The 25,936-nt window shown below is 64.6% G+C and carries 23 protein-coding genes; 10 read left to right on the top strand and 13 right to left on the bottom strand.

Translation table 11 applies throughout. From position 1 onward, the window contains the following. Together NKJ57_RS28910 and cbiB are read right to left on the bottom strand one after the other, a co-directional pair. The coding region (locus NKJ57_RS28910; protein ID WP_502902073.1) for a transposase at positions 1 to 574 on the bottom strand (574 nt) is incomplete at its 3' end. A gap of 93 nt (positions 575 to 667) precedes the next feature. Further along, entirely contained in the window at positions 668 to 1,645 is a 978-nt protein-coding gene (cbiB, locus tag NKJ57_RS28905; protein ID WP_352513552.1) for an adenosylcobinamide-phosphate synthase CbiB, read from the bottom strand. Between cbiB and cobD the strand changes: the two genes are divergently transcribed. Both cobD and NKJ57_RS28895 read left to right on the top strand, forming a co-directional pair. Continuing rightward, positions 1,644 to 2,699, top strand: a complete 1,056-nt coding sequence (gene cobD / locus NKJ57_RS28900; protein WP_352446020.1) for a threonine-phosphate decarboxylase CobD — start codon at positions 1,644 to 1,646, stop codon at positions 2,697 to 2,699. The genes cbiB and cobD overlap by 2 nt on opposite strands. Then, positions 2,696 to 3,205 (top strand): tyrosine phosphatase family protein, encoded by a 510-nt coding sequence (locus NKJ57_RS28895; protein ID WP_023746849.1) that lies wholly within the window; start codon positions 2,696 to 2,698, stop codon positions 3,203 to 3,205. Before cobD ends, NKJ57_RS28895 begins: the two co-directional genes overlap by 4 nt. Positions 3,206 to 3,214: 9 nt before the next feature. Here the strand turns inward: NKJ57_RS28895 and NKJ57_RS28890 are convergent, their stop codons facing one another. Then, positions 3,215 to 4,018: a creatininase family protein gene (locus NKJ57_RS28890; protein ID WP_023670776.1), complete on the bottom strand. Its 804-nt coding sequence runs from the start codon at positions 4,016 to 4,018 to the stop codon at positions 3,215 to 3,217. 53 nt (positions 4,019 to 4,071) lie between these two features. After that, positions 4,072 to 4,455 carry a RidA family protein gene (locus NKJ57_RS28885; RefSeq protein ID WP_023731928.1) on the bottom strand — a complete coding sequence of 128 codons (384 nt, stop codon included), beginning with the start codon at positions 4,453 to 4,455 and terminating at the stop codon, positions 4,072 to 4,074. A 255-nt stretch (positions 4,456 to 4,710) separates the two neighbouring features. On the opposite strand from NKJ57_RS28885, the gene NKJ57_RS28880 reads away from it, so the two are divergent. The 7 genes from NKJ57_RS28880 to NKJ57_RS28850 all read left to right on the top strand — a co-directional run bounded on the left by NKJ57_RS28880 (position 4,711) and on the right by NKJ57_RS28850 (position 11,733). After that, positions 4,711 to 5,715 (top strand): ABC transporter substrate-binding protein, encoded by a 1,005-nt coding sequence (locus NKJ57_RS28880; RefSeq protein WP_352497869.1) that lies wholly within the window; start codon positions 4,711 to 4,713, stop codon positions 5,713 to 5,715. Between the two features lie 2 nt (positions 5,716 to 5,717). Next, positions 5,718 to 6,542 carry an ABC transporter ATP-binding protein gene (locus tag NKJ57_RS28875; RefSeq protein ID WP_023690277.1) on the top strand — a complete coding sequence of 275 codons (825 nt, stop codon included), beginning with the start codon at positions 5,718 to 5,720 and terminating at the stop codon, positions 6,540 to 6,542. Next, positions 6,529 to 7,380, top strand: coding sequence for an ABC transporter permease (locus tag NKJ57_RS28870; RefSeq protein WP_023690276.1), 852 nt, complete (start codon positions 6,529 to 6,531; stop codon positions 7,378 to 7,380). The genes NKJ57_RS28875 and NKJ57_RS28870 overlap by 14 nt, the downstream gene beginning before the upstream one ends. A gap of 199 nt (positions 7,381 to 7,579) precedes the next feature. Next, a complete protein-coding gene (locus tag NKJ57_RS28865) occupies positions 7,580 to 8,881 on the top strand; it encodes a cytosine deaminase (RefSeq protein WP_352462785.1) in 1,302 nt (433 codons plus the stop codon). Further along, a complete protein-coding gene (locus tag NKJ57_RS28860) occupies positions 8,881 to 10,284 on the top strand; it encodes an FAD-binding oxidoreductase (RefSeq protein WP_031249166.1) in 1,404 nt (467 codons plus the stop codon). The genes NKJ57_RS28865 and NKJ57_RS28860 overlap by 1 nt, the downstream gene beginning before the upstream one ends. A gap of 286 nt (positions 10,285 to 10,570) precedes the next feature. Continuing rightward, entirely contained in the window at positions 10,571 to 11,152 is a 582-nt protein-coding gene (locus NKJ57_RS28855; RefSeq protein ID WP_023700354.1) for an NAD(P)H-dependent oxidoreductase, read from the top strand. Beyond that, entirely contained in the window at positions 11,152 to 11,733 is a 582-nt protein-coding gene (locus NKJ57_RS28850; RefSeq protein WP_023690990.1) for an NAD(P)H-dependent oxidoreductase, read from the top strand. Before NKJ57_RS28855 ends, NKJ57_RS28850 begins: the two co-directional genes overlap by 1 nt. Positions 11,734 to 11,903: 170 nt before the next feature. On the opposite strand, the gene NKJ57_RS28845 is transcribed toward NKJ57_RS28850, so the two are convergent. The 5 genes from NKJ57_RS28845 to NKJ57_RS28825 are packed head-to-tail and all read right to left on the bottom strand — an operon-like array spanning position 11,904 to position 19,437. Next, entirely contained in the window at positions 11,904 to 14,351 is a 2,448-nt protein-coding gene (locus tag NKJ57_RS28845) for a GcvT family protein (RefSeq protein ID WP_023744689.1), read from the bottom strand. Next, positions 14,348 to 15,529: a pyridoxal phosphate-dependent aminotransferase gene (locus NKJ57_RS28840; protein WP_023670766.1), complete on the bottom strand. Its 1,182-nt coding sequence runs from the start codon at positions 15,527 to 15,529 to the stop codon at positions 14,348 to 14,350. Before NKJ57_RS28840 ends, NKJ57_RS28845 begins: the two co-directional genes overlap by 4 nt. Continuing rightward, positions 15,529 to 16,428 carry a homocysteine S-methyltransferase family protein gene (locus tag NKJ57_RS28835; RefSeq protein WP_352513551.1) on the bottom strand — a complete coding sequence of 300 codons (900 nt, stop codon included), beginning with the start codon at positions 16,426 to 16,428 and terminating at the stop codon, positions 15,529 to 15,531. The genes NKJ57_RS28840 and NKJ57_RS28835 overlap by 1 nt, the downstream gene beginning before the upstream one ends. Then, a complete protein-coding gene (locus NKJ57_RS28830; protein WP_352513550.1) occupies positions 16,425 to 18,878 on the bottom strand; it encodes a GcvT family protein in 2,454 nt (817 codons plus the stop codon). Before NKJ57_RS28830 ends, NKJ57_RS28835 begins: the two co-directional genes overlap by 4 nt. Positions 18,879 to 18,894: 16 nt before the next feature. Beyond that, positions 18,895 to 19,437: a helix-turn-helix domain-containing protein gene (locus tag NKJ57_RS28825; RefSeq protein WP_023706106.1), complete on the bottom strand. Its 543-nt coding sequence runs from the start codon at positions 19,435 to 19,437 to the stop codon at positions 18,895 to 18,897. Positions 19,438 to 19,719: 282 nt separating this feature from the next. Here NKJ57_RS28825 and NKJ57_RS28820 point away from each other — a divergent pair, with 282 nt between their 5' ends. Beyond that, positions 19,720 to 20,424 (top strand): nitroreductase, encoded by a 705-nt coding sequence (locus tag NKJ57_RS28820; protein WP_023700347.1) that lies wholly within the window; start codon positions 19,720 to 19,722, stop codon positions 20,422 to 20,424. An 18-nt stretch (positions 20,425 to 20,442) separates the two neighbouring features. On the opposite strand, the gene NKJ57_RS28815 is transcribed toward NKJ57_RS28820, so the two are convergent. The 4 genes from NKJ57_RS28815 to NKJ57_RS28800 all read right to left on the bottom strand — a co-directional run bounded on the left by NKJ57_RS28815 (position 20,443) and on the right by NKJ57_RS28800 (position 25,934). Then, positions 20,443 to 21,885 (bottom strand): MFS transporter, encoded by a 1,443-nt coding sequence (locus tag NKJ57_RS28815; RefSeq protein WP_352513549.1) that lies wholly within the window; start codon positions 21,883 to 21,885, stop codon positions 20,443 to 20,445. Between the two features lie 152 nt (positions 21,886 to 22,037). Further along, positions 22,038 to 22,625, bottom strand: a complete 588-nt coding sequence (soxG, locus tag NKJ57_RS28810; RefSeq protein WP_023751625.1) for a sarcosine oxidase subunit gamma family protein — start codon at positions 22,623 to 22,625, stop codon at positions 22,038 to 22,040. Between the two features lie 22 nt (positions 22,626 to 22,647). Further along, entirely contained in the window at positions 22,648 to 25,641 is a 2,994-nt protein-coding gene (locus NKJ57_RS28805; protein WP_352513548.1) for a sarcosine oxidase subunit alpha, read from the bottom strand. Beyond that, entirely contained in the window at positions 25,638 to 25,934 is a 297-nt protein-coding gene (locus NKJ57_RS28800) for a sarcosine oxidase subunit delta (RefSeq protein ID WP_023710790.1), read from the bottom strand. Before NKJ57_RS28800 ends, NKJ57_RS28805 begins: the two co-directional genes overlap by 4 nt. Positions 25,935 to 25,936: the final 2 nt, after the last annotated feature.

Genomic DNA, 25,936 nt, shown 5'->3' with positions numbered 1-25,936 from the left:
CGCCTTGCGCCATCACCTTGGCGATCCGCTCGGCCTGCAGATAGGCGCGGTCACCGATGCGGATCTCGCCCGGCACCACCGGCACGCGGTCGATCAACTCGGCTTCGCTCTGGTCGGTGATCTCGAGGAAGTCGAACTGCTCGCGCTCAAGCTCAAAGGCGCAGTGCATGCGCCAAAGACCATTGTTCTTCTTCTCATACGCACCGGCCTTGGCAACCGCTGTCGCATCGAGGATGCGAACCAGTCGGCCTTTGGCCAAACCTGCATCCTCGCGCTTCAAAAGGTGCCCAATCAACTGCTGCAGCCATGGTCCTGCATTGCGCAGCCGGCCGAGCAACGCCACGTCCGAAATGTCGGCAATCCCGCTCGCCGCCGCCCAGGCCACGACGCCCCGCATGCCAACCTTGCCAAGGCAGTAAGCCAGTGTCAGGCGCAACAGGTCGCTCGCCGACCTGACGCCGCGCGGGCGCAGGAACGCCTTCGTCTCGCGGGCACTTGCTGCGATCAACTCTTCGCCGCCCAGAAGCTCAATAGTCTCGGCCCAGCCGTCATCAACAAGCGATTCGTGTGTCATCGCAGTGTAGAATCACACCCGATTCCGCAGGGCAATACCTATCTTAGCGCCTATGCCCAGCCGCCGGGGTTGAGGAAGGGCGACGGTAAGCTCTCAGAACGTCACCGCGATAAGCACCGCCGACAGCAACCCGAACAGCCCAATCAGCAGATAGTCGGCGACCTGGTACAATTTCAGCGCCTGCCTGATGTCCTGGCTTTCCGCCGCGCGCCTACCGCCTTCGCCCATATAGGCGTCCTCGACGACAACGCCGCGATAGCTGCGCGGGCCGGCGAGCGCCAGGCCGAGTGCGCCGGCCATTGCCGCTTCCGGCCAGCCGGCATTGGGCGAGCGGTGCTTTTTGGCGTCGCGCCGCACTGCTTGCCAGGCGTTGCGGGGATCGGCGCCGTCAACGAGAAAGGCGGCGGCAACGATCAGCAACGCGGTCAGCCGGGACGCCGGCAGGTTGATCCAGTCGTCGAAGAGTGCCGCCGCGCGGCCGAACGCCTCGTGGTGCGGGGTGCGGTGGCCGATCATCGAATCGGCGGTGTTGGCGGCCTTGTAGGCGACGCCGCCGGCCAGACCGCAGACACCTGTCCAGAAGGCGGGCGCAACGATGCCGTCGGAGAAATTCTCGGCCAGGCTTTCGATGGCGGCGCGGCTGACGCCGGCATGGTCGAGCTTCTCGGGATCGCGGCCGACGATGCGCGCAACCGCAATGCGGCCGAGCGCCAGCCCGCCGGTATCCAGCGAATCGGCCACCGCCTCGACATGTTCGGTAAGGCTCTTTTGCGACAGCAGCGACGAGGCCAGGATTGCCGTGATGATCATGCCGGCAGGAAAGAGCTGCCAGAGCAGGATTTGCACGATGAAGGCGATTGCCGCCGGCACCAGCACGATCACCAGCAGCGCCTGCACGCCGCGGCGGCGACGCAGCGCGTCGGAATCAGTGTCGCGGTTGAGCCTGAGGTCGAGAAAGGCTATCAGCCTGCCGAACCAGGTGACGGGATGCCCGACGGCACGGAACAGCCAGTCCGGGTAACCCAGGATGCGTTCGATGGCGAGCGACAGGAAAGCGATCAGGATCGACATGAAGCTTTCTGATGGAGCGATTACTGTGGTGGATCACGGTGGATCCCTTGGCCGGGCGAGGGCGCTCTTCCCTCACGCGCCACAACCTTTCGTCGATCTCTCGACAGGTATCAATCCGCACTCCTACCCGCTTTTCGAGCTGCCCGCCACCGCCCTGTCACGATTGCCGGAGGCCGCGCGCCTGCGTGAGCTGGCCAGGGTCGCGGCCGGCGCCTATGGCGCGCCTTCGGCCGAGAATGTGGTGGTCGCCCCGGGCACGCAGATCCTGCTGCCGCGCGTCGCCTCGCTGGTCAGCCCCGGCAAGGCGCTGGTGCTCGGGCCGACCTATGCCGAGCATGCCAAGGCCGCCGCGATTGCCGGCCATGCGGTGGCGGAGGTCGACGATTTCGAGGCGCTTGCCGGAGCCGAAATTGCCATCGTCGTCAATCCCAACAATCCCGACGGGCGAGTCGTGTCGCGGGAAAGGCTGCTTCGGCTTGCCGAGACATTGCGCGCCATAGGCGGTCTGCTGGTCGTCGACGAAGCCTTCATGGATGTCGGCCCGCACGCGGAAAGCCTGGCCGGCGATGTCGGGCGGGGCGGCATCGTCGTGCTGCGCTCGTTTGGCAAGTTCTTCGGTCTCGCCGGCCTGCGGCTCGGCTTCGCACTTTCCGATGCAGCGACGGTCGAAAGGCTTGAAACGCAATTCGGCCCTTGGGCGGTCGCCGGCCCAGCGCTCGAATACGGCATCCGCGCGCTTGCCGACAGCGGCTGGCAGGCCGACATGCGGCGGCGGCTGGCGCAGGATGCGGCGCGGCTCGATGCGCTGCTTTCGCGCTTTGGCGTTGCTGTCGCCGGCGGCACGACGCTGTTTCGCTATCTCCGGCTTGCCGATGCACCGGGGCTGTTTTCGACGCTCGGCGAGCGCGGCATATTGCTCAGGCATTTTTCCGAGCGTCCCCAGGTGCTCCGCGCGGGGCTGCCTGGAAGTCAGGAGGAATGGCAGCGGCTTGAATCGGCGCTTGCCGACTGGGGCGCACGGCGCGACGATGGGTCGAAGGAGATCGCGCCATGATCCATATCTGTTCGCTGGCAAAGCTTGAGGAGACGGTGGCCAAAAGCGGCGCCGAGCGCGTGCTGTCGCTGCTCGCTGCCGGCACCGAGGTGACGCGGCCGGCCTCAATCGCGAGGGAAAACCACCTGCATCTGGTCATGCACGACATCGCGGTGGCGCAGGACGGCATGACCATGCCCGGCGAAGACCATGTGCGCAGTCTGCTCGATTTTGCCCGGAAATGGGACCGCGCCAAACCCATGGTCGTCCATTGCTATGCCGGCATCAGCCGCTCGACCGCCTCGGCCTATATCATTGCGGCGGCGCTCGCCCCGAAGCGCGACGAAGTCGAACTTGCGCAGACATTGCGGAAGCTTTCGCCCTCGGCGACACCCAATCCACGGTTGATCGCCGTCGCGGATGCTCTGCTCTCACGACAAGGCCGCATGATCGAAGCGATCGAAGCGATCGGGCGGGGCGCCGATGCTTTTGAGGGTACGCCTTTCGTGTTGAAGATCGACGGCTAAGGCGGCCCGCTATGCCAGCCAGTCGGCAAGCTTCGCCTTGCGCACATCCTTCAACAGGGTGATGAAGCCGTCGGCCTGATGCTCCGCCGTCAGTCGGCCTTTCTCGGCCGTGGCAATGCTGGCATCGCCGACCACGCCGTTGGGGTTGAGATCCCCAGCGATCCAGGCGAAAGCGTGCGTTCCGGTGTGGCGCAGCAGCGCAAATTCGGTTTCGGCGCGGGCGACCTTGGAGGCGAAATTGTCGGCCTTGGCCATGTCGACTAACTCCGGGCGAAAATGCAGCATCAACGAGGTCTCGACGTCGCCGCCATGGATGCCATGGCGGTCTTCCAGCTCGGTGTACATGCCGGCGGGGCGGCCGAAGCGCTGCCAGCTGGTCTTCACCGCCAGCATCCTCTCACGCACGCGCAGCTCGCGCGTGACGATGCCCATGATCTCTTCATTGCCGCCATGCGAGTTGACGACGATCAGTTTCCTTACGCCTGCGCGGGCAACGGACAGGCCAAGCTCGGTCCAGGCATCGACCAGGGTGGCCGCCGGCAGGGTGAGCGTGCCCGGCGCCTGCAGATGCTCGTTCGACTTGCCGACCGTTTGGACCGGCAGGATGCGGATGTCGAGATCGCCGGGCAGGCGGGCGATGACCGTCTCCAGCATGCCGTTCATGATCGAGGTATCGGTTGATACAGGCAGATGCGGGCCGTGCTGCTCGATCGCCGCCACCGGCAGCACGGCAATCGTCGCCTCCGGATCGATCGCGGCGTATTCGGTGGTCCGGTAGTCGCCCCACCACACGCGTCTGTTTGCAACGGTCATGTCATGCCTCTTGACTGTGAGGGAGACCTAGCGCGCCAAACGTCGCCTGTCGATCACCCAGCCGCAATCGCCTCGACCTCGACCTTGAACTCCGGCCGCGCAAAGCCTGACACGATCATCAGCGTCGAGGCGGGCGCGGGGCTGGCAAACAAGCGGTCGCGGACGTCCATATAGGGCCGCAGAAAGGCGCGGTCGGTGACGTAGGCGTTTATGCGCACGATGTCGCCTAGCCCCAGCCCGGCTTCAGCCAGAATCGCCGCTATGTTTTGAAAGCAGAGCTCGGCCTGCGCGCCGGCATCCTCGGGGATCTGGCCGTCCGCCGTGATGGCGACCTGGCCGGAGCACAGAACCAGCCGCTTGCCTGGCGGCACCTCGACGCCGTGGCTGTAGCGGGCGAAAGGCGGCTTGATCGACTTCGGCGCGAGGTATCTGAACATGGCAATCTCCTGTCTGCGAGACCAGCCTAAGACGTGACCGATAGTACGTTCAAGATGTGGTGCATGGCACAAGGGCGATTGTGGACAGGCGTCCAAAAAATAGGCACGATGCCTCCCGCACAGCATGACCCGTCCGGTGTTGGCAGTGACTGCCGCGCAAGCAGGCGGCCCGGGCGGTGGCATGTGTCTTGCTTCTTGGATCAATGGTGTCGAGCCCGGCGCGTGACGCTCCGGAGCCAACAAAGGGTGGTGTCGATGTACGGAAAACAGAAGATTTCAGCGCTTGCGGTCGCGCTGCTTGGAGCCGGCACGTTCGGCGCGGCAGCAAACGAGAAGGTCACCTTCGGCACCAACTGGCTGGCCGAGCCCGAGCATGGCGGCTACTACCAGGCCGTCGCCGACGGCACCTACGCTGCATGTGGCCTCGACGTGACGATTTCGCAGGGAGGTCCGCAGGTCAGCGGGCGGCCGCTGCTGCTGGCCGGCAAGCTCGATTTCTACATGGGCGGCAATCTGCTGTCGGCTTTCGACGCCGTCCAGCAGGGCATCCCGATGCGCGTCGTCGCCGCCGATTTCCAGAAGGACCCTCAAGTCATCATGTCCCACCCGGGGCAGGGGCTGGACAAGTGGGAGGATTTGAAGAACGCCGACCAGTACATTCTCGGCGACGAGGGCGTCCAGACCTTCTTCCAGTGGATGGTCATCGATCTCGGTTTTGATGCCGCCAAGCGCGTGCCCTACACCTACAACACCGCTCCATTCCTGGCCAACAAGAAGTCGATCCAGCAGGGTTACGTCACCTCGGAGCCTTTTGCGGTCAAGAAGGAAGGCGGCTTCGTGCCCAACCAGTTCCTGCTCGCCGACTATGGCTGGGACACCTATTCGACGACGATCGAGGTGATGCAGGACACGATCGACAAGCGGCCGGAGGTGGTCCAGTGCTTCGTCGATGGCTCGGCCAAGGGCTGGTACAACTACCTCTACGGCGACAACAAGGCCGCCAACGAGATGATCAAGAAAGACAATCCCGACATGAGCGACGAGCAGATTGCCTTCTCGATCGAGCAGATGAAGAAGTTCGGCCTGGCCGATTCCGGCGACACCGAAAAGCTCGGCATCGGCGCCATGAACGAAGACCGGATCAAGAGCTTCTATGACAAGATGGTCAAGGCCAAGGTCACGCCCGAGGGCATCGATATCAAGAAGGCCTACACGCTGGCCTTCATCAACAAAGGTGTCGGGATCGAGCTGAAGAAGTAGTCGTGAAGCTGGAAAAGATGGCGCAGGCGCCCATGACGGCATCGGGTGAAGGCCCGATGCTGCTGACGCTGCGCCATGTCGGCAAGGTGTTTTCCAATGGCGTGACTGCATTGAGCGACGTCGATCTCGCCATCCGCGAGGGCGATTTTGTCAGCCTTCTCGGGCCGTCCGGCTGCGGCAAGTCAACGGCGTTGAGGCTGATCGCGGGCCTGTCGACGCCGACATCCGGTCAGCTCGACTGGGGCGGTTCGATCGACCGCGCCAATATCGGCTTCGTCTTCCAGGAACCGACGCTGCTGCCCTGGGCCGATGTCTTCGACAATGTCTGGCTGCCGCTCAGGCTGAAAGGCGTGTCGCGTGCCAAAGCGGCGCCGGTGGTGATGGAGATGCTGGAGCGGGTGCACCTGACCGGTTTCGAAAACGCCGTGCCGCGCGAACTTTCCGGCGGCATGAAGATGCGCGTCTCGATCGCACGCGCCATGGTGACGAAGCCGCGCATTCTGTTGATGGACGAGCCGTTCGCGGCACTCGACGAGATCACCCGCTTCAAGCTCAACAACGACCTTCTGGAGCTGTGGCAGGACGAGCGCTTCACCGTCGTCTTCGTCACCCACAGCGTCTTCGAAAGCGTGTTCCTGTCAAACCGCGTCGTCGTCATGGCGGCGCGGCCGGGCCGCGTCCATGCCGAGTTGGCAATCGATGCCGCCTATCCACGCGACGAGGTGTTCCGCACTTCGCCCGACTATGCCGCGCTCTGCCGCCAGGCCTCGGACATCCTGGTCAACGCCATCAACACATCAGCCGGACCGCACCATGACGGCCATTGACCAGAATGCCGCAACGCTCGACGCGGAAGAGGCCGGCCGCGTACGCCAGGAGCGGCTGGAGCGGATCGGCCGGTGGGTCTTGCCGCTGGCGATCATGATCCTGGCGATCTGGCTGTGGGACCGCATCTGCGTGTGGAACGCGATCCCGCAATATATCCTGCCGCGCCCCGGCGTGGTGCTGTGGACGCTCTATAGCGATGCCGGGCTCCTGTTCTCCGCGCTGCTGGTCACGTTGCGCATAACCTTTCTCAGCCTGCTGCTCGCGGTCGTCGGCGGCGTCGGACTGGCGGTGCTGTTTGCGCAATCGAAATGGGTGGAGATGTCGTTCTTTCCCTTCGCCATCGTGCTGCAGGTAACGCCGATCGTGGCGGTCTTCCCGCTCATCAACATCTATGTGGACAACCAGACGGTGAAGCTTTTGCTTTGCGCCTGGATCGTTGCGTTCTTCCCGATCCTGTCCAACACCACGCTCGGCCTCAATTCGGTCGACCGCAATCTGCGCGACATGTTCAAGCTCAACGGCGCGACGCGCTGGCAGCAATTGCGCTATCTCAGACTGCCGGCGGCCATGCCGTATTTTCTAGGAGGCTTGAAGATCGCCGGCGGTCTGTCGCTGATCGGCGCCGTGGTGGCCGAGTTCGTCGCCGGCGCGCAGGGACAATCCTCAGGGCTCGCCTCGCGCATCATCGAGGCCGGCTACCGCCTCAACGCGCCAAGGCTTTTCGCGGCGCTGATCCTGATCTCGCTCACCGGCATATTGATCTTCCTGGTGCTGTCGCTCGTGTCGCATCTCATCCTGCGCCGCTGGCACGAGAGCGCGCTGAAGCATGAGCGGTAGGGGGGTTGGGTGACGTGATTGAGATGCTGGCGCGAAACACCCCCCTCTGGCCTGCCGGCCATCTCCCCCTCAAGGGGGGAGATTGGACGTCATCCGGGATTTCGCCAATTATCGACGTTGGAAGACGGGTGCTGTCGGAAAAGCTGCCAATCTCCCCCCTTGAGGGGGAGATGCCCGGCAGGGCAGAGGGGGGCGGTCCTTGATACCGACCTCTGGCTCGTACCATCTCACCAACGTCCGCCTTCACCGGTCGCTGACATCAGGTCTTGCCCCCACTTACGACACCGACGGTTTCGCGCTGGCCGACATCGCCGTCGCCGACGGTAAGCTCTCCAGCATCGCCGCGCACAAGAAATCAAAAGCGCCAGCCACCGCCATCGACCTTGCCGGCCGCATCATCCTGCCGTGCTTCGTCGACTGCCACACCCATATCGACAAGGGCCAGATCTGGCCGCGCAAACCCAATCCCGACGGCAGTTTCATGGGCGCGCTCAATGCCACCAGCGCCGACCGTGCAGCGCGCTGGAGCGCCGAGGACGTGGCGCGGCGCATGGATTTCTCTTTGCGCTCGGCCTACGCGCACGGCACCAAGGCCTTGCGCACTCATCTCGACAGCGTGCCGCCACAGGAGGAAATCTCCTGGCCGGTGTTCGAGGCGATGCGGGAGAAATGGCGCGGCCGCATCGAATTGCAGGCAGCCTGCCTGCTCGGCATCGAAGGCGTGCGCGACAGAAAGTGGTTCGAGAGGCTGGCCAAGCGTGTGGCTGCGGCCAAGGGCGTGCTCGGCGTCGTCACCTATATGGTGCCGGATCTCGAAGAGCTTCTCGACAAGGTGTTCGCCGAGGCGAACAAGCACGGGCTCGATCTCGATTTCCACGCCGACGAGACCGACGATATCGCGGCGATCTCGCTGAAGAAGATTGCCGAGGCCGCACTCTGGAACGGTTTTGAGGGCAACATCCTGGTGGGACATTGCTGCTCGCTGGCGCGCCAGCCGGACCTCGACGTGCTCGACACGCTGGACAAGGTCGCCAAGGCCAAACTTGCCGTGGTGTCGCTGCCGATGTGCAATCTCTATCTGCAGGACCGGCGCGCCGACCAGACCACGCCACGCTGGCGCGGCGTGACCTTGCTGCACGAGATGAAGGCGAGGGGCATTGCGGTCGCGGTCGCCTCCGACAACACCCGCGATCCTTTCTATGCCTATGGCGATCTCGACATGCTGGAGGTCTACCGCATGGCGACGCGCATCCTGCATTTCGACCATCCGGTCGGCGACTGGCCGCAGACGGTGGCGGCGACGCCGGCCAAGGTGATGCGGCTCGACGGTGTCGGGACACTGGCAGCCGGTGGCAGCGCCGATTTCATCGTCTTCAAAGGGCGGAGCTGGACGGAATTGCTCTCGCGGCCCGAATCGGATCGCATCGTCGTGCGCGACGGCCGAGCGATCGACAGGCAATTGCCCGACTATGCCGAGCTCGACGAACTGATGGTGGAATGATGGATGTTTCGGCGCTCAAACGCGATCTCGACGGGATAAAGCTCGACGACAATCCGGCCATCGTCCAGCAGAAGAGCCGCGACTTCTACTGGTACAGCCCGGTGCTGAAGCAGCAGCTCGACCACGTCACCGGCGACCTGATCGTGACACCGAAGACCGAGGCCGAACTGATCCGTGTGCTCGCCGCCTGCCACCGCCACGGCGTTCCGGTGACGCCGCGCGGCAGCGGCACCGGCAATTACGGTCAGGCGATGCCGCTATCGGGCGGCGTGGTTTTGAACCTTGCCGAGATGAACGAGATCAAGGCCATAGCGCCGGGCCGCGTCGTCACCGGGCCGGGCGCGATCCTCGCCGACATCGACAGAGCGACGCGCGCGCATTCCGGGCAGGAACTGCGGCTGTCGCCGTCGACCTACAACACCGCCTCGATCGGCGGCTTCATCGCCGGCGGCTCGGGCGGCGTTGGCTCGATCAATTTCGGCGGTCTGCGTGATTTCGGCAATGTGCTGCGGCTGCGCGTCGTCACCATGGAAACCGAACCGAAGGCGCTCGAACTCACCGGCGAGGATTTGCACAAAGTCACCCACGCCTATGGCACCAACGGCATCATCACCGAGGTCGAGATGCCGCTGACTGCAGCCTATGAATGGATCGACGTGATCGTCGGCTTCGACGCTTTCATGCCGGCAGCCCGCTACGGCAACGCGCTGGCACGCCAGGACGGCATCCTGACCAAGCTGATCACGCCGATCGCCGCGCCCGTGCCGCAGCTCTATTTCAAGCGCCACCAGAAGTTCTTCCGGGACGGGCAAAGCATCTGCGTCGTCATGGTTGCCCGGCATGGGCTAGACGCGTTCCTCGCCTTCACCCGCCGCGCCGGCGGCGAGGTCATCTTCAATGCCGCGACGGCCACGGACGAAGAGAAAAAGGGCCTGCCGCCGGGCTTCGAGCTGGCGTGGAACCACACCACGCTCAGGGCACTGCGGGTCGATCCCGCGATCACCTATCTGCAATCGCTCTATCCGTTTCCCAACCAGCTGGCGCTGGTGGAGAAGATGGACGCGATGTTTCCGAACGAGGTCTTTTCGCATCTCGAATTCGTGCGCCTCGACGGCAACATCACCTGCTTCGGCCTGCCGCTGGTGAAATTCACCACCGAGGCGCGGCTCAACGAAATCATCCGGCTGCATGAGGAGAACGGCTGCCCGATCTTCAACCCGCACCGCTACACGCTGGAAGAGGGCGGCATGAAGCAGACGGATGAAATCCAGCTCGCCTTCAAGCGCGAGACCGATCCGCAAGGCCTGCTCAATCCCGGCAAGATGATCGCCTGGGAAAATCCGGATTACGACTATCGCTCGGGCCGGACTTTTTTGTTCAAGGGTTTGCAGAAAGCAGAATGAGCAGAGGTTTGAGCTTGAGCACCCCCCTCTGTCCTGCCGGCACAGGCCCTACGCTGCCGCTTCGGGCGTTCGTCGTTTGGAAAGCCAAGCAATTGGCTTCCCATCGGCTTCGCCGACCACTTCTCACCCCCCGCAAGGGGGGAGATTGGCAGCCTGAACGCCGCGGCCAATCTGACACGCTGACAATTAGTGAAAGCGATGCGGCAGTCCGATCTCCCCCCTTGCGGGGGAGATGCCCGGCAGGGCAGAGGGGGGTGCCTCGCGCCCACCTCGTAAGTATTTCCCCATGAAAGTCCTCGTCCTCTACGCGCATCCGGTGGAGACCAGCTTCAATGCAGGCCTGCACCGCACGATCGTCGAGCGGCTGACGGCGGCCGGCCATGAGGTCGACGATTGCGATCTCTATGCAGAGGATTTCGACCCCAGGCTGACGCGCGGGGAGAGGCTGGATTATCATAACCAACGCAGCCCTGCGGACCCGGCCGCGCCCTATGTCGAGCGGCTGCTCAAGGCCGAGGCGCTGGTGCTGTCATATCCCGTCTGGAACTACGGCTTCCCGGCCATCCTGAAAGGCTTTTTCGACCGCGTGTTTCTGCCCGGCGTGTCGTTCAAATTGGTCGACGGCAAGGCGCAGCCTTCGCTCCACAACATCCGCAAGCTGACCGCCGTCACCACCTATGGCGGCAGCCGCTTCCGCGCCATGCTGATGGGCGATCCGCCACGCAGATTGGTCAAGCGGATGCTGCGCGCGACGATCAGGCCCGGCGCCTCGGTGTCCTACCTCGCTCATTATTCGATGAACCTGTCGACCGACGAGACGCGGGCAGCCTTCATGGCCAAGGTCGCGGCCGGGATGGATGAATTCTGATGCGCGTGCTGGTGGTCTATTGCCATCCGGTGCCCGAAAGCTTTTGCGCCGCCATCAGAGATGCCGCAGTCGATGTGCTGAAGGCACGCGGCTGGGAGGTGCGGCTGCTCGACCTCTATGCGGAGAAATTCGATCCGGTGATGGGCTGCGAAGAGCGACGCGCCTACAATGAGCGGGCGCCGGAGGATCCGGCCCTAAAACCGCATTTCGAGCATCTCGCCTGGGCTGAGGCGATCCTGTTCATCTATCCGACCTGGTGGTACGGGCTGCCGGCCATGCTGAAGGGCTGGCTCGACCGGGTCTGGGCGACCGATGTCGCCTTCAAGCTGGGCAAGGGGCGCATCACGTCGCTGATGACACATGTCACCAGGGTCGGCGTCATTACCACCTGCGGCGCGCCGACCTGGTGGAGCGTCGTCGTCGGCCAGCCCGGCCGCAAGACCTTGCTGCGCGGTATGCGCGCGCTGTGCGCCCGCCGCTGCCGGACGTTTTTCCTGGCGCACTACCTGATGGACGCCTCGACGCCAAGGACGAGGGCGGCGTTTCTGGTGAAAGTGCGGGCGAAGCTGGAGCGGTTTTGAGCTTCTTCACCCTCGCCCTTGTGGGGAGGGTCGCGCAGCAAATGCCGCAAGGCGGCATTTGCGAAGCGGGGTGGGGGGTCTCGTAGGGCGCACCCCCACCCCGGCTCGCAATCGCCGCTTCGCTCCGACTGCGAGCCGACCCTCCCGACAAGGGGGAGGGTAAAAAGGTGCTACATCCTCGTCCGTTCCGCCTTGGGATCGTACATCGGCTTCAGCGATGCTTCCGCCGCAAAACGCTCGCCGGCGATCTCGATCTCGTAGGACGAGGCCAGCACATCCGCCTCGCTCTCGCCCTGGCAGGGCACATAGCCCAGTCCGATCGCGCCGCCGAGATGGTGGCCGTAATTCCCCGATGTGATCGGGCCGACGATCTTGCCGTCGCGCAGGATCGCCTCGTTGTGGAAGAGCAGGGGTTCAGGGTCTTTCAAACGGAACTGCACCAGCCGGCGCGACAGGCCGGCTTCTTTTCTCTTCAGCACCGCATCGCGGCCGATGAACTCGCCCTTGGCGGTTTTGACCGCAAAGCCGAGGCCGGCCTCCAGCACATTGTCCTCGTCGGTGATGTCGTGGCCGAAATGCCGAAACGCCTTTTCGAGGCGACAGGAATCCAGCGTGTGCAGGCCGCAAAGTTTCAGGCCGACATCGCCGCCGGCCTCGTCGATCGCCTCGAAGACATGAGCCGCCTGGTCGGTCGAGACATAAAGTTCCCAGCCGAGTTCGCCGACATAGGTGACGCGGTGGGCACGGGCGAGGCCCATGCCGATCTCGATCTCCTGGAAGGTGCCGAATGGATTGTTGTCGTTGGAGAAATCGTTGGGGCTGACTTTCTGGATCAGCTTTCGCGCATCCGGACCCATCAGGCAGAGCACGGCCTCAGCTGCCGTGACATCGGTGATGACTACGAATTCATCCCCGACATGCCGGCGCAGCCAGGCGAGGTCGCGTTGCAGCGTCGCGCCCGGCACGACGAGGAAGTAGGCGGTCTCAGATAGCCGCGACACCGTGAGGTCGCTTTCGATACCGCCGCGCTGGTTGAGCATCTGGGTGTAGACGATCTTGCCCGGCGCCACGTCCATATCGTTGGCGCACAGCCTTTGCAGGAAGGCACAGGCGTCGCGGCCTTCGACACGGATCTTGCCGAACGAGGTCATGTCGAACAGGCCGACCTTGTTGCGGACCGCCAGGTGCTCCTCGCGCTGGTTGTCGAACCAGTTCTGCCGCTTCCAGGAATAGCGGTATTCGCGCTCCTGCCCCTCTCGCGCAAACCAGTTGGCGCGCTCCCAGCCGGCGACTTCGCCGAACACGGCGCCGCGCGCCTTCAGGTGTTCGTGCAGGGGCGAGCGCCTGACATTTCTGGACGTTGCCATCTGCCGGTAGGGGAAGTGATCCGCATAGAGCAGGCCGAGTGTTTCGGAGACACGCTCCTTGAGATACCTACGGTTCTTCTGGAATGGCTGGGCGCGGCGGATGTCGACTTCCCAGAGGTCGAAGGGCGCTTCGCCGTCATTGATCCACTGCGCCAGCGCCATGCCGGCGCCGCCGGACGAGACGATGCCGATGGAATTGTAGCCGGTCGCCATCCAGTAGCCCGACAGCTCCGGCGCTTCGCCGAGATAGTAGCGGTCGTCGGGGGTAAAGCTTTCGGGGCCGTTGAAGAAGGTGTGAATGCCGGCGGTTGCCAGCATCGGCATGCGATTGACGCCCATTTCGAGGATCGGCTCGAAATGCTCCATGTCCTCCGGCAACTGGTCGAAGCAGAAATCCTCGCTTATGCCGTCCATGCCCCAGGGCTTGGCCACCGGCTCGAAGGCGCCGAGCATCATCTTGCCGGCGTCTTCCTTGTAGTAGGCGCATTCATCGGGAACGCGCAGCACCGGTAGACGACCGAGCCCGGGGATCGGCTCGGTGACGAGATAAAAATGTTCGCAGGCATGCAGCGGGATGGTGACGCCGTTCTGGGCGCCGAGCTCGCGCGCCCACATGCCGGCGCAGTTGACGACGATGTCGGCCTCGATCGTGCCCTGGTCGTCGCCTTGCGCCCACGACACACCGGTGACGCGACCGGCCTTGGTATGGACCTTGGTGACCTTCACATTCTCGACGATGGCGGCGCCACGCTGGCGGGCGCCCTTGGCCAGCGCCATGGCGATGTTGGCCGGATCGCACTGGCCGTCGAGCGGCAGATGCACGGCGCCGACCACATCGGACACGTTGAGATGCGGGTACATCTCCTTGACTTCACCAGGCGAAATCTCGCGCACATCGACATCGAAGGCGCGGGCGAGCGAGGCCTGCCGATAAATCTCGTGCTTGCGCTCCTCAGTCAGCGCCACGGTGATCGAGCCGACCTGGCGCATGCCGGTGCCGACTTCCGTTTCGGCTTCCAGCTTGACGTAGAGGTCGGCCGAATATTTGGCCAGCCGCGTCATGTTCTGCGAGCCGCGCAGCTGGCCGATCAGGCCGGCGGCGTGCCAGGTCGTACCCGAGGTCAGCTGCTTGCGTTCGAGCAGCACGATGTCGGTCCAGCCGAGCTTGGCCAGGTGGTAGGCGACCGAACAGCCGGAGACACCGCCGCCGATAATAACCGCGCGGGCCTTGGTGGGAATGCTTCTGGTCATGCGGCCTCGCGGCGATAGCCGGATGCGAAGCGGCGCAGGCGTTTTGCGGCTTCCTGAAGCACCGGCTCCGGTTGGCAGAGGCTGATGCGGATGTGGCCGGCAGCGGCCTTGCCGAAGCTGGAACCCGGCATGACGCCGACACTCTCCTGGTCGAGAAAGGCCCAGGCGAATTTCTCGTCGTCGGGCTCGACTGCGGAGATGTCGAGCATGACATACATGCCGCCCTCGGAGCCGTGCACGCTGATATTGTTCATGCCGCGCACGGCGTCGAGCAGGACGGTGCGGCGCGCCGCATAGCGTTCGGCGATCTCCCTGACGCCAAAGCGGTTCTCCAGCGCCTCGGCGCAGGCGATCGAGATGAAGGCCGGCAGGCCGTAGGTCGTCACCAGATTGAGATTGGTCAACAGCGTGATCATCTGCGCTGGGCCGGTCAGCCAGCCCATGCGCCAGCCGGTCATGCCATGGCTCTTGGACATCGAATTGATGACCAGCGTGCGCTCCGCCATGCCGGGCAGGCCGCGCGGCGAGATGTGCTCGCCGCCGCCGAGCGTCCAGTAGACCTCGTCCGACAGCAGCCAGAGATCGTGCTCGCGGCAGATCTCGGCCAGCTCTTCCAGACGCTCACGCGAATAGACGGCGCCGGTCGGGTTGTTCGGCGTGTTGATCAAAATGGCGCGCGTGTTGGGCTTGAGCGCCGCGCGGATCATCTCGGCGTGCGGCTGGAAACCGTCTCCGGCCGGCGTCTCGACGACGGTGAAGCTGGCGCCGGCGGCGCTGAAGGTGTTGGGATAAGTCGCGTAGTAGGGCGCCACCACGATAGCGTGGTCGCCCTGGTCGAGAACGGCCTGCACCGCCGCGTAAAGGGCGGCCTGACCGCCCGGCGTGGCGATCACCTGGTCGGGGCTCGTCTCGACCCCGGTGCAGGCGGTCGAGGCCGCCGCCATCGCCCTGCGCAGGCGCGGAACGCCGGGAAGCGGGGTGTAGTGGTGGTTGCTGCCGCGAACCGCCGTCACGCAGGCTTCGATGGTCTGGCTCGGCGTATCGAAATCATGGTCGCCGACCGACAGCATGATGATGTCCTGGCCCGCCTCCTTGCGGGCCCATGCCTCGGTGTGGACCTCCCAGCCATCCTTGCCCGAAGGCACGATGCCGGAAATGCGCGATGAGGGTCTGGGCATCAGGATACTCCCGAGATTTCGTGGCCGGCCTGTTCGAGCTGATCGCGCAACGCGGCGATGTGGGCAGGGCCGACTTCGCAGCAGCCGCCGACGATGGTGGCGCCAGCGGCGACCCAGCCGAGCGCCTGGTCGGCATAGGCATCCGGATCAAGGTCGTGGCGTGCGTGCAGCACTTCGACCGTTCCGCCATGCTTGAGCGCTTCGACAGAGGTGAAGCCATTGGCATAGGCGCCGACCGGGCCGCCGAGAGCAATCAATTCGGGCAGTGCCGCGGCGATCGCTTCTGGCCGGCAGCAATTCACCAGGCGCGCTGCAACCGTCAGGCCGTCGAGGGCGTCCGCCGCTGCCGCTATTGTTTCGCCGCTGCGCAGCTGCGGCGCGCCGTGATCGGCGAGCGTCCAAGACACCCAGACAGGTTTGCCGCTTTCCGACGCAGCGGTAACGGCCGCACGGCCTTCGTCGGCTGAGGCCATGGTCTCGCACAGGAACAGGTCGACGCCGTCGGTCTGCTCGGCGACGATGCGGCGATAGATGTCCAGCGTCTCCTCGAACGATATGGTCAGCGCTGGCGCATAGCTGCCGAACAGCGGTGACAGGCAGCCGGCGATCGCTGCATCGCCTGCCTCCTCGCGTGCCTGTCTTGCCAATTCGATGCCGCGCTTCTGCAAGGGCCTGAAGAGGTCTTCTGCTCCTTCCCGCGCGAGCCGCTCCGGCGTCGCCGAATAGGTGTTGATGGTGATGACGCGAGCGCCGGCCCGGATGAATTCGGCATGCAGGCCACGCACCAGATCCGGCTCGTCGATCAGCACCCTGGCCGACCAGAGCGGCGTCGGCTCGGAGCTGCTGCGGCGGACCAGTTCCTGGCCCATGCCGCCATCGGTGAGAATGACTTTCTTCATGCTCTCAATCTTTCGTTTTTCGGATCCCACAGCGGCTCGTCTTTCTGCACGACCGCCCGAAAGCGATCGCCGAAGATTTCGATCTCGATCGCGGTATCGGGTTCAGCCAGGTCGGCGCGCAGCATGCCGAGCGCGATCGATTTGTCGATGCGATGCCCCCAGCCGCCGGACGTCGTCTCGCCGACGATCTTGCCGTCATGCCAGAGCGTCGACACCGACGGCGCGTCGCAATCGCCGGGGTTTTCGACCACCAGCGTGACGAAGCGCTTCTTTACGCCTTGCTGCTTTTCGTTCTGCAGGGCTGCCTTGCCGCGGAAGTCGGGCTTGTCCCATTTTACGAAGCGCTCGAGCCCGCCCTGCAGGACCGTATAGTCGGTCGACAGGTCGCCCTTCCAGGTCCGGTAGCCCTTTTCGAGGCGCAGCGAATCCAGCGCATACATGCCGAACGGTTTCAGACCGTGTTTTTGTCCCGCCGTCCAGACGGCGTCGAAGATGGCGGCGGTGTCTCCCACCTTGGTGTGGATTTCCCAGCCGAGTTCGCCGGCGAAGGATACCCGCACCAGCTTCGCCCAGCGGCCGGCGATGGTGGTTTCCTGATGCGTCAGCCAGGGCAGCGAGAGATCCGCGCCACAGACCTCGGCCAGGATCTTGCGCGAATTGGGGCCGGCGAGGATTTGCGTCGAATAGTCTTCGGTCCTGTCGGTGAGGGTGAAAGCTGCGTCCTTCGGCAGGCGCGACTTCAGCCATTCGAAATCGTGCCACTGCGCTACCGCCGCGGTGATCAGAGTCATCTGCTCTTCGCCATGGCGCACCACCGACATCTCGGTGACGATGCGGCCCTTGTCGTCGGCGAAATAGGCGAGGCCGATGCGGCCCGGCTTGGGCACCAGGCCGGTGACCTGCAGCGCCAGCCATTCGGCTGCGCCAGGACCTTCGAGGTTGAAGCGCGAGAAGCCGGGCAGGTCCAGAATGCCAGCGGCGTCGCGCACCGCCAAGCATTCTTCGCGCACGCGGTGCTGCCACGGCCCGTCGCGGCGGAAGGTGAGTGTTGCTTCTTCCGACGTGTCGTCACCGGGTTGCGCATACCAGGTGGCACGCTCCCAGCCATTATAGGCGTCGAACTGGGCGCCGAGCGCCTTGATGCGATCGTGGATCGGCGACAGCTTACGGTCGCGCCCGGCCGGCCAGGCATGCCGCGGGAACTGGATGGCGTATTCGTTGCCGTAGATCTCCATGCCCTTGGCGACGCTATAGTCGGGGGCGGCCGCAAAGCTGGTGAAACGGCGCGGATCGCAAGACCACATGTCCCATTCGGTCTGGCCCTGCGTAACCCATTCGGCCAGCACCTTGCCGGCGCCGCCGCCCTGGGCGATGCCGAAGGTGAAGACACAGGCCTCGAACGCGTTGGGAACGCCGGGCATCGGACCGATCAGCGGATTGCCGTCCGGCGCGTAAGGGATCGGCCCGTTGATCACCTTGGACAGGCCGGCAGTGCCGAGAATCGGCACGCGGGCTACGGCATCGGCAAGGTAGTGCTCGAGACGGTCGAGATCGTCGGGGAAGAGCTGGAAGGAAAAGTCCTCCGGCATCGGGTCGTTGTGGGTTGCCCAATGCGCGCGGCAATTGCGCTCATAGGGACCGAGATTCATGCCGTTCTTTTCCTGGCGCAGATAGTAGGAGGTGTCGACGTCGCGCAGCAGCGGCAGCTTCTTGCCCTGCTCCTTCGACCACGCCACCAGTTCGGGGATTTCCTCGAACAAGATGTACTGATGGCTCATCACCATCATCGGGACGTCGCGGCCCAACATTTTGCCGACTTCCGCGGCTCGGTAGCCGGCGGCGTTGACGACGATTTCGCAACGGATCTCGCCTTGCGGCGTCTCGACAACCCATTCGTCGTTCTCGCGGCGCACACCTGACACCGGACAGAAGCGGACGATCCTGGCGCCCATGTCGCGCGCACCCTTGGCCAGTGCCTGCGTCAGCTGCGCGGGGTCGATGTCGCCGTCGTTTGGATCGTAGAGCGCACCTTTGAGGTCATGCGTCTCGATGAAGGGATAGCGGCGCTTGACCTCATCAGGGCCGACAATGGCGATGTCCATGCCCTGGTAGCGGCCCATGCCCTTGGCGCGCTGGAACTCCTGCATGCGCTCCTTGGTGTGGGCGAGGCGGAGCGAGCCAGTAACGTGGTAGTTCATGGGATAGTCGACCGCGTCGGCGAGACCGCGATAAAGCTCGGTCGAATAGCGCTGCATGTTCATCAGCGACCAGGACGACGAGAAGGTCGGCACGTTGCCGGCGGCATGCCAGGTCGAGCCCGAGGTCAGCTCGTTCTTTTCCAAAAGCACGCAGTCGGTCCAGCCGGCCTTGCAAAGGTGATAGAGCGAGGAGGTGCCGACGACACCGCCTCCGATGATCACCACGCGTGCCGTGGTCGGCAAACCGGCCATATTAGAAACCCCTCGTTCAGTAGACAGGCGGCGAAACCACCCAGATGATCACGGCCGGCTCGGTGCCGGGATTGCGCCAGCGGTACGGCTTGCGCTCGAAGCGGAAGGAATCGCCTTCGCCGAGCCGGTGCCAGACGCCGGCTATCTCGATCTCGAAAATGCCAGAGGCGATGTAGCCGGCTTCCTCGGTCGGCCGCAGCTGCTCGCTCTTCATCTCGGCGCCCGGCGCGAAGATCGAACGCACCATCTCGAAACTACCGCCGAGATCGGGCGACAGAAGCTCCTCCACCAGGCCGGATTCGCTTGTGCCAAGCGTGCGCCGGCTGCCGGCGCGCACGACAACGCCGCGCTCCTTCTCGATCGGCACGTCGTGGCTGAAGAACAGGCTGAGCGGCACGCCGAACAGGTCTGCGAAGGCCCTGAGGTCGCCAAGTGAAGGGATAGATAGGCCGCGCTCGACCTGGCTGACCCAGCCGACAGAGCGGCCAAGCTTCAGCGCGATCTCAGCCAGCGTCAGCCCACGCGCCTTGCGCAGCGCACGGATGTCGCTCGCCAGCAGGCGCTCGTCAGGTCCCTGCAATGTTTTGGGAATAGCTGGGGGCAAAACGCTCACTTGATGAAAATCTGGAAATGAGTTTCATGGGAGCTCATGTCCGTGAAAAAATCAAGCGAATTTTCATGGGCACACAAGATTTGCTTGCGCCATTTTGGCGGTTCATGCAAAGGCTCTGGCACGAGCGGCGGGTGTGGGAATGCGGGTCGGCGACCAAGGATTGAAATCTGCGCAAGGTCTTCTCCGATAGCCGGTTCGGCTTTCGAAGTGTGCGCAAAGGGACGGCCCATGCTGGAAAAAAACGGCCTGGCAGCGCATAACGCGGCTGTTGTCGACGAGGCGATCATCTCGCGCCGTTCAGTGCGCGCCTTCCTGCCCGACATGGTCGATGACGAGACGATCCGAGCCATTCTCGGCGTCGCCGCGCGCGCGCCTTCGGGCACCAATATGCAGCCCTGGCGGGTCTATGTCGTCAAGGGCGAGGTCAAGCAGCAGATCACCGATGCCATCCTGAATTCCGGTATCCGGGCCGAAAAGGCCGATTGGGACGAGTATCGCTATTACCCCACCCAGTTCTTCGAGCCGTATCTCACCCGCCGCCGCGCCAACGGTTTCGGGCTCTATGGGGCACTCGGCATCGGCCGCCGCGAGGTCGACAAGATGCGCGCCCAGCACGACCGCAACTTCGTCTTCTTCGACGCGCCGGTCGGCATGATTTTCACCATAGACCGGCGGCTGAACCAGGGCTCGTGGATCGACTACGGAATGTTCCTGCAGAACATCATGGTGGCCGCGCGAGGCAGGGGCCTGCACACCTGCCCGCAGGCCGCCTTCGCGCCCTATCACCGGCAGATCCGGCCGGTGCTCAACATCCCCGATGAGGAGATCGTCGTCTGCGGCATGGCGCTCGGCCTCGAGGATACGTCGAAACCCGAAAACGACTTCCGCACCGACCGCGTGCCGCTGGAAGAGTGGGTGACGTTCAGCGAATAGGGCTCGGCTAACGGCGCCTCATTCCACGTTCATCTGCGCGCCGTGGCCGCTGACATGGGCGCCGTCCTGCGGTGTCAGTCTGAGATAGGCGATCAGCGCGCACAACGTGATGACGCCCTCGACCACGAACAGGATGCGGAAATCGTTGGTCACCGCCGGCCTGCCGCCAGCCAGGAACGACAACAGCGCCGCCGCCAGGCCGACGCTGATCGCCACCCCCAACTGCCACAGTATGTAGTAGAGCGCGCTGAAGCGGGCGAGCTGGTCGGGCGCGATGTCGGAATAGGCGAGGTTGCCGGTCGAAGCCCACTGCGCCGAGCGCAGAACGCCGAAGGCAAAGATATAGACGAGCACGATCCAGACCGGCGTTGTCGCCTCAATCGAGGCGAAGCCCGCTACCATGGCAGCAACGATCGGCGTGTTGACGACCAGCACGCGGCGAAAGCCGAAACGGTTGAGCAGGCGCGGCATGAACACACGCATGATCAGCGAGCCGATTGCGGCGACGAAAGTCAGCGATCCCGCCTGCACCGCGCTCATGCCGAAGCCGAGCTGGAACATCAGCGGCAAAAGGAAAACGACCGAGCTCAGGCCGATCGTGTCCAGCCCACCACCGGTGAGGAAGGAGATGCGAAAGGTGCGGATGCGCAGGAGTTTCAGGTCAAGCAAGGGGTTGCGGGCGCGCAGGCAGTAGAAGGAAGCAAGCGTCAGGATGACGATCGCCAGCGTCAGCTCGGCCGCGATCATGCTGCCGGCGGCGTCTTTGGCCGCAAGCGAATCCATGCCGAAGACCAGCAGGACCATGCCGCTGCCGACCAGCAGGAAGCCCGGGAAATCGAACGGCGTGCGCACCGGTTTGGTAACGGCCGGAAACAGCGACGCGGCAAGAACGGCCGCGGCCAGCGCGAACGGCACGTTGATGAAGAAGATCCAGCGCCAGGAAATGTAGGTAGTCAGCGCGCCGCCGACCAGCGGGCCGACCAGCGGTCCGGACTGGCCGGCCAGCGAAATATACATGTTGATCTTCAGCGTGCGGCTGCGCGGGAAGGTCGACAGGATGACGACCTGGCCGAGCGTCCCCATCAAGGCGCCGCCGAAGCCTTGCAGCGCGCGGGCGCCGACCAGCGTCCAGATGTCGTTGGACAGGCCGCACAGCGCCGATGACGCGGCGAACACCAGCAAGGCGAAGCAATAGACATTGCGCAGGCCGAAGCGGTCGGCGGCCCAGCCGCCGAGCGGCATCGAGATGATCAGGCTGGCAACATAGACGGTGATCAACAGGCCGAGCTGGCTCGGCGGCCGGCCGAGGCTGTCGCTGATGCCGGGCAGGGCGGTGACCACGACATTCTGGTCGAGGCTGGTCATGAACACGCCGCAGGCGACCGTGAGCGGCAGCAGGAGCAAGGCTCTGGCGGACACATCGGCGCGATCCGTGGCGCCGGCGGATAGTTCTGCGGTCATGGGGATGTTCGAACCAAACGACGATGCCGACTCTGAGACGGGATCTTTTAATCCCGTGGGCCGGTTGGGCCACGTTCCCCACCATGGGCTTCCATTGGAGCATTCTCTAGCGGCAGAACCGGCTGGCCTTGAGGCCAGAACGGCTGTCGGCCCTACTGAACCTCGTAGCCGACCTCCTCGCTGGCATGGCAGAGCGCCTTCCAGAACGAGCGGGCGAAGGAGCGGAAGACATAGATGTCGAACTGGTCGGCGCCGGTGCGCTGGATCTGCGCAAAGACGTCGTGATGGGTGGTCGAACGGCCGGAGCCTATGGGGAAGGCGGGCAGCGCAAAGTCGATGGCGAAGAATTTCGCCAGCACCCATTCGGCCTTAGGGCCGGCGATGCGGATAGCGGTGCGGCCATGCGACAGGTCGGTGATCGTGCCGATTGCCGGGGTTACGTCCCCGGCAAAACGCGCCGCCAGGCCCTCGGCATCGTCGACGACCGTGAATTTTCCAGGCGCGAAACCGAACACGGCCTTGCCGAACTTGGCGAGACCGCCGCCGGCACCGTCGGGCAAAGCGAGCCCGGTGACCTTGCCGATCGCCTCGATCAGCTGCTTTTCCGCGCCCGGCCACGCGGCCAGTTGCAGGATCGAGCCTGGCCGGGTCTCGGTCAGGATGACTTCAACGCCATGCTCGAAATTGCCGTGCGAACCCGGATGGGATACCGGCTCGAGCGGCGAGAGGCGCTCGGGCAGTTGGCGTTCGGGTGATTGGCGCTCAGCCATGCATGCGGCTCCCGTCCGGGTCGTAGAAATGGTTGGAGACGATCTCGACCGGCCCGAACCGCTTGCGCAGCGGATCGGAGATGAACGCGCGGGTGCCATGGCGCGCCTTGCCGCCTTCGACCAGGGCCAGCGCGATGTGCTTGCCCAGCGCCGGCGAATAGCAGCAGGCGGTGATGTGGCCGATGGAATCGTGCGGATTGGCTTCGTCCAGTTGCTCGACGAGGTGGGCGCCGCCATTGAACGGCCGGTTGTCGAGCGAGACCAGGCCGACCAGCTGCAGCCGCTCGGGCGCGATCAGGCCTTCGCGGTCCATCATCGCCGAGCCGATGAACGGCTTCTTCTTCGACAGCATCCAGTCGAGATGCAGGTCGCGCGCCGTGGTGCGGCCGTCGATCTCCGCGCCGGTGACATGGCCCTTTTCGATGCGCATCGTGCCCAACGCCTCCAGCCCGTAGGTGACCAGGCCGAACGGCTTGCCGGCTTCGACAAGGGCTTGCCAGACATGGGTGCCGTAGCCGGCGCCGCAATAGACCTCGAAGGCCATTTCTCCGGAGAAGGACAGCCGGCAAATCATCACCGGCACGCCTGATATCTCGCCGCGCACGATGCCCATGAAGGGCAGGGCTGTGTTGTCGACGGCGGTGCCGGTGACACAGGCGGCGAGGATGGCCCGTGCCTTCGGCCCGCCGATGGCCGCGCCCGCCCATTCGTCGGTTACCGAGGTGACATGCACTTTGAGTTCCGGCCAGATGACGTCGAGGAAATATTCCAGATGCTGCATCACCTTGCCGGCGTTGGCCGTGGTGGTCGTCATCAGGAAATCCTGTTCGCCGAGCCGCCATGTGGTGCCGTCGTCGAAGGCCAGCCCGTCCTCGCGCAGCATCAGGCCGTAGCGGGCCTTGCCGACGGGGAGGGTGGAAAACATGTTGGTGTAGACGCGGTCGAGGAATTCGCCGGCATCCGGCCCCTGAACGGCGATCTTGCCCAGCGTCGAAACGTCGACGATGCCGGCACTTTCGCGCGTCGCCCTGGCTTCACGGACATAGGCCTGTTCGACCGTCTCGCCGGCAAGGCCGTAGATCATTGGTCGATACCAGAGGCCAGCGGAATACATCGTTGCGCCATTGGCGAGGTGCCAGTCATGCATGGGCGTCAGGCGCTCGGGTTTCAGATCGCCGAAGCGTTCGGCGGCAAGCGAGCCGATCGACACCGCGGAATAGGGCGGGCGGAAGCGCGTCGTTCCGACTTCGGGGATCGGTTTGCCCAACGCCTCGGCCATGATGGCGAGGCCCGGAACGTTGGAGTTCTTGCCCTGGTCGGTCGCCATGCCGAGCGTGGTGTAGCGCTTCAGATGCTCGACGGAGACAAAACCTTCGCGATGCGCCAGCCGCACGTCTTCGGCAGTCACGTCATGCTGGAAGTCGACGAAGCTTTTTCCCTTGGCTTTGATCTCGAACACCGGCGCCGGATCGGGGTTTCCCGGGGCTGCTTCGACATCCGGCAAAGCTGCCGGCGCAGCCGCTCCGCCCGCGGCGGACAGGCCGGCTGCACGGCCCTCAGTGATGGCTTCGACGGTCGAAAAGCTGCCGTTGAAAACGCCGGCGCCAATCCATTGCCGAGTCGGTTTCGGCGGCAGGAAGGCCTGGCGGGCAGGGTTCCATTCGGCTCTGGCACCGGCCTGGCTGGCGAGATGGATGGTCGGCGACCAGCCACCCGACATCAGCAGGCAATCGGCGTGGATGCTGCGGGCGTCACCGCTCAGCGTGCCCGAATTCATGTCGAAGCGCTGCACCTTGAGGCCGGAGAGTGCCTTGCCGCCCTCGGTTGCGACCACGGCATGGCCGGAGAGGATTTCGGCTTCGGCTTCGGTGGCGAGGCTGCGCATCTCGGCCGACAGTTCGGGGCGCACATCGACGATGGCGACAATGGCCGCGCCGGCCTTCCTCAGCGCCAGAGCCGAGCGATAGGCGCTGTCATTGTTGGTGAACAGGGCAATGCTGTCGCCGGGCAGCACGCCATAATCATTGGCGTAGCGCTCGCCGGCATGCGCCAGCATGATGCCCGGCCGGTCATTGCCGGGAAACACAAGCGGCCGCTCGAAAGAGCCAGTGGCCAGCACCACCGTTTTGGCGCGGATCGCCCAGTAGCGATGGCGCGGCTCGCCCTTCCCAGGCGTTTCCTTGTGGTCGGTGACGCGCTCGAGTGCCGCCAGCGTGTTGCCGTCGTAATAGCCCCACACTGTGGTGCGCGGCAGCAGGCGGACCGTGTCATGGCCCTCAAGCTGGCTGAGGGTGCGCGCCGCCCAGTCGGCGGCCGGCGCGCCGTCGATGGTCTCGCCGGACCAGTTGGCCGAGCCGCCGAAACGCGGCTCGAGTTCGGCCAGGATGACGCGCGCGCCCTGGTCGGCAGCGGCCTTGGCGGCTGACAGGCCGGCCGGGCCGGAGCCGACCACCAGCACGTCGCAAAACGCGTTCATGCGCTCGTAGCGCGAGGTGTCGGCGGCAATACCGGCGCGGCCCAGGCCGGCGGCGCGGCGGATGAAATGCTCGCAGAACATCCAGAAGCGGGTGCCTTTCAAGGGGCCGAAGACAGGGCCCATGAAGGTCTTGTAGTAGAAGCCGGCGGCCAGGATCTTGCCGCCGAGCTGGTTGACGGCGTTGATGTCCCAGGCGAGCGAGGGAAAGCGGTTCTGGCTGACGGCCACCAGCCCGTCATAGATCTCGACCATGGTTGCGGCGATGTTGGGCTCGCGCACTTCGCCGCGCAGCACCGTCACCAGCGCGTTCGGTTCCTCGACGCCGGCCGAGAGCAGGCCGCGCGGGCGGTGGTATTTGAACGAGCGGCCGAAAAGCGTCACGCCGTTGGCAAGCAGCGCCGAGGCCAGCGTGTCGCCGCCATGGCCGGTGTAAGGCGTGCCGTCGAAGGTGAAGCGGATGGTGCGCAGGCGGTCGATGCGGCCGCCGGTCTCGGTGCGGCGCGGGCTCACGACTTGCCTCCGGCTTTGTGCCGGGCACCGGCATTGTGGTCGACGCGGGCGAAACCGGTGCTGGAAATCTCATGCGTGACCGTGTTGCGCACCATCCTCAGATGGGTGCGGCAACCGCCGGAATGCTGCCAGATCTCATTGTGGTCGCCGGCCGGGTTCAGCCGGTCGTAGACATAGGCGTTCCAGGCGTCGAGATCCTGCGAGGCGGGCTGCGGGCGCTCGCGGTTGCCGTCGCCTTGATAGGTGAACTCGATGACGTCGCGCGGGCCGCAATAGGGACAAGTGATAAGCATTT

Source organism: Mesorhizobium sp. M0077, from assembly GCF_040322955.1.
GTDB lineage: Bacteria > Pseudomonadota > Alphaproteobacteria > Rhizobiales > Rhizobiaceae > Mesorhizobium.
Note: the sequence above shows the minus strand (reverse complement) of the source record. Positions and strands in the feature narration are given on the sequence as shown.

Excerpts from the sequence above, each read along its gene's own strand:
- cobD (WP_352446020.1), top strand. The coding sequence starts at position 1,644 with ATGAAGCTTTCTGATGGAGCGATTACTGTGGTGGATCACGGTGGATCC.
- cbiB (WP_352513552.1), bottom strand. The coding sequence starts at position 1,645 with ATGTCGATCCTGATCGCTTTCCTGTCGCTCGCCATCGAACGCATCCTG.
- NKJ57_RS28895 (WP_023746849.1), top strand. The coding sequence starts at position 2,696 with ATGATCCATATCTGTTCGCTGGCAAAGCTTGAGGAGACGGTGGCCAAA.
- NKJ57_RS28890 (WP_023670776.1), bottom strand. The coding sequence starts at position 4,018 with ATGACCGTTGCAAACAGACGCGTGTGGTGGGGCGACTACCGGACCACC.
- NKJ57_RS28885 (WP_023731928.1), bottom strand. The coding sequence starts at position 4,455 with ATGTTCAGATACCTCGCGCCGAAGTCGATCAAGCCGCCTTTCGCCCGC.
- NKJ57_RS28880 (WP_352497869.1), top strand. The coding sequence starts at position 4,711 with ATGTACGGAAAACAGAAGATTTCAGCGCTTGCGGTCGCGCTGCTTGGA.
- NKJ57_RS28870 (WP_023690276.1), top strand. The coding sequence starts at position 6,529 with ATGACGGCCATTGACCAGAATGCCGCAACGCTCGACGCGGAAGAGGCC.
- NKJ57_RS28860 (WP_031249166.1), top strand. The coding sequence starts at position 8,881 with ATGGATGTTTCGGCGCTCAAACGCGATCTCGACGGGATAAAGCTCGAC.
- NKJ57_RS28855 (WP_023700354.1), top strand. The coding sequence starts at position 10,571 with ATGAAAGTCCTCGTCCTCTACGCGCATCCGGTGGAGACCAGCTTCAAT.
- NKJ57_RS28850 (WP_023690990.1), top strand. The coding sequence starts at position 11,152 with ATGCGCGTGCTGGTGGTCTATTGCCATCCGGTGCCCGAAAGCTTTTGC.
- NKJ57_RS28845 (WP_023744689.1), bottom strand. The coding sequence starts at position 14,351 with ATGACCAGAAGCATTCCCACCAAGGCCCGCGCGGTTATTATCGGCGGC.
- NKJ57_RS28840 (WP_023670766.1), bottom strand. The coding sequence starts at position 15,529 with ATGCCCAGACCCTCATCGCGCATTTCCGGCATCGTGCCTTCGGGCAAG.
- NKJ57_RS28835 (WP_352513551.1), bottom strand. The coding sequence starts at position 16,428 with ATGAAGAAAGTCATTCTCACCGATGGCGGCATGGGCCAGGAACTGGTC.
- NKJ57_RS28830 (WP_352513550.1), bottom strand. The coding sequence starts at position 18,878 with ATGGCCGGTTTGCCGACCACGGCACGCGTGGTGATCATCGGAGGCGGT.
- NKJ57_RS28820 (WP_023700347.1), top strand. The coding sequence starts at position 19,720 with ATGCTGGAAAAAAACGGCCTGGCAGCGCATAACGCGGCTGTTGTCGAC.
- NKJ57_RS28815 (WP_352513549.1), bottom strand. The coding sequence starts at position 21,885 with ATGACCGCAGAACTATCCGCCGGCGCCACGGATCGCGCCGATGTGTCC.
- NKJ57_RS28800 (WP_023710790.1), bottom strand. The coding sequence starts at position 25,934 with ATGCTTATCACTTGTCCCTATTGCGGCCCGCGCGACGTCATCGAGTTC.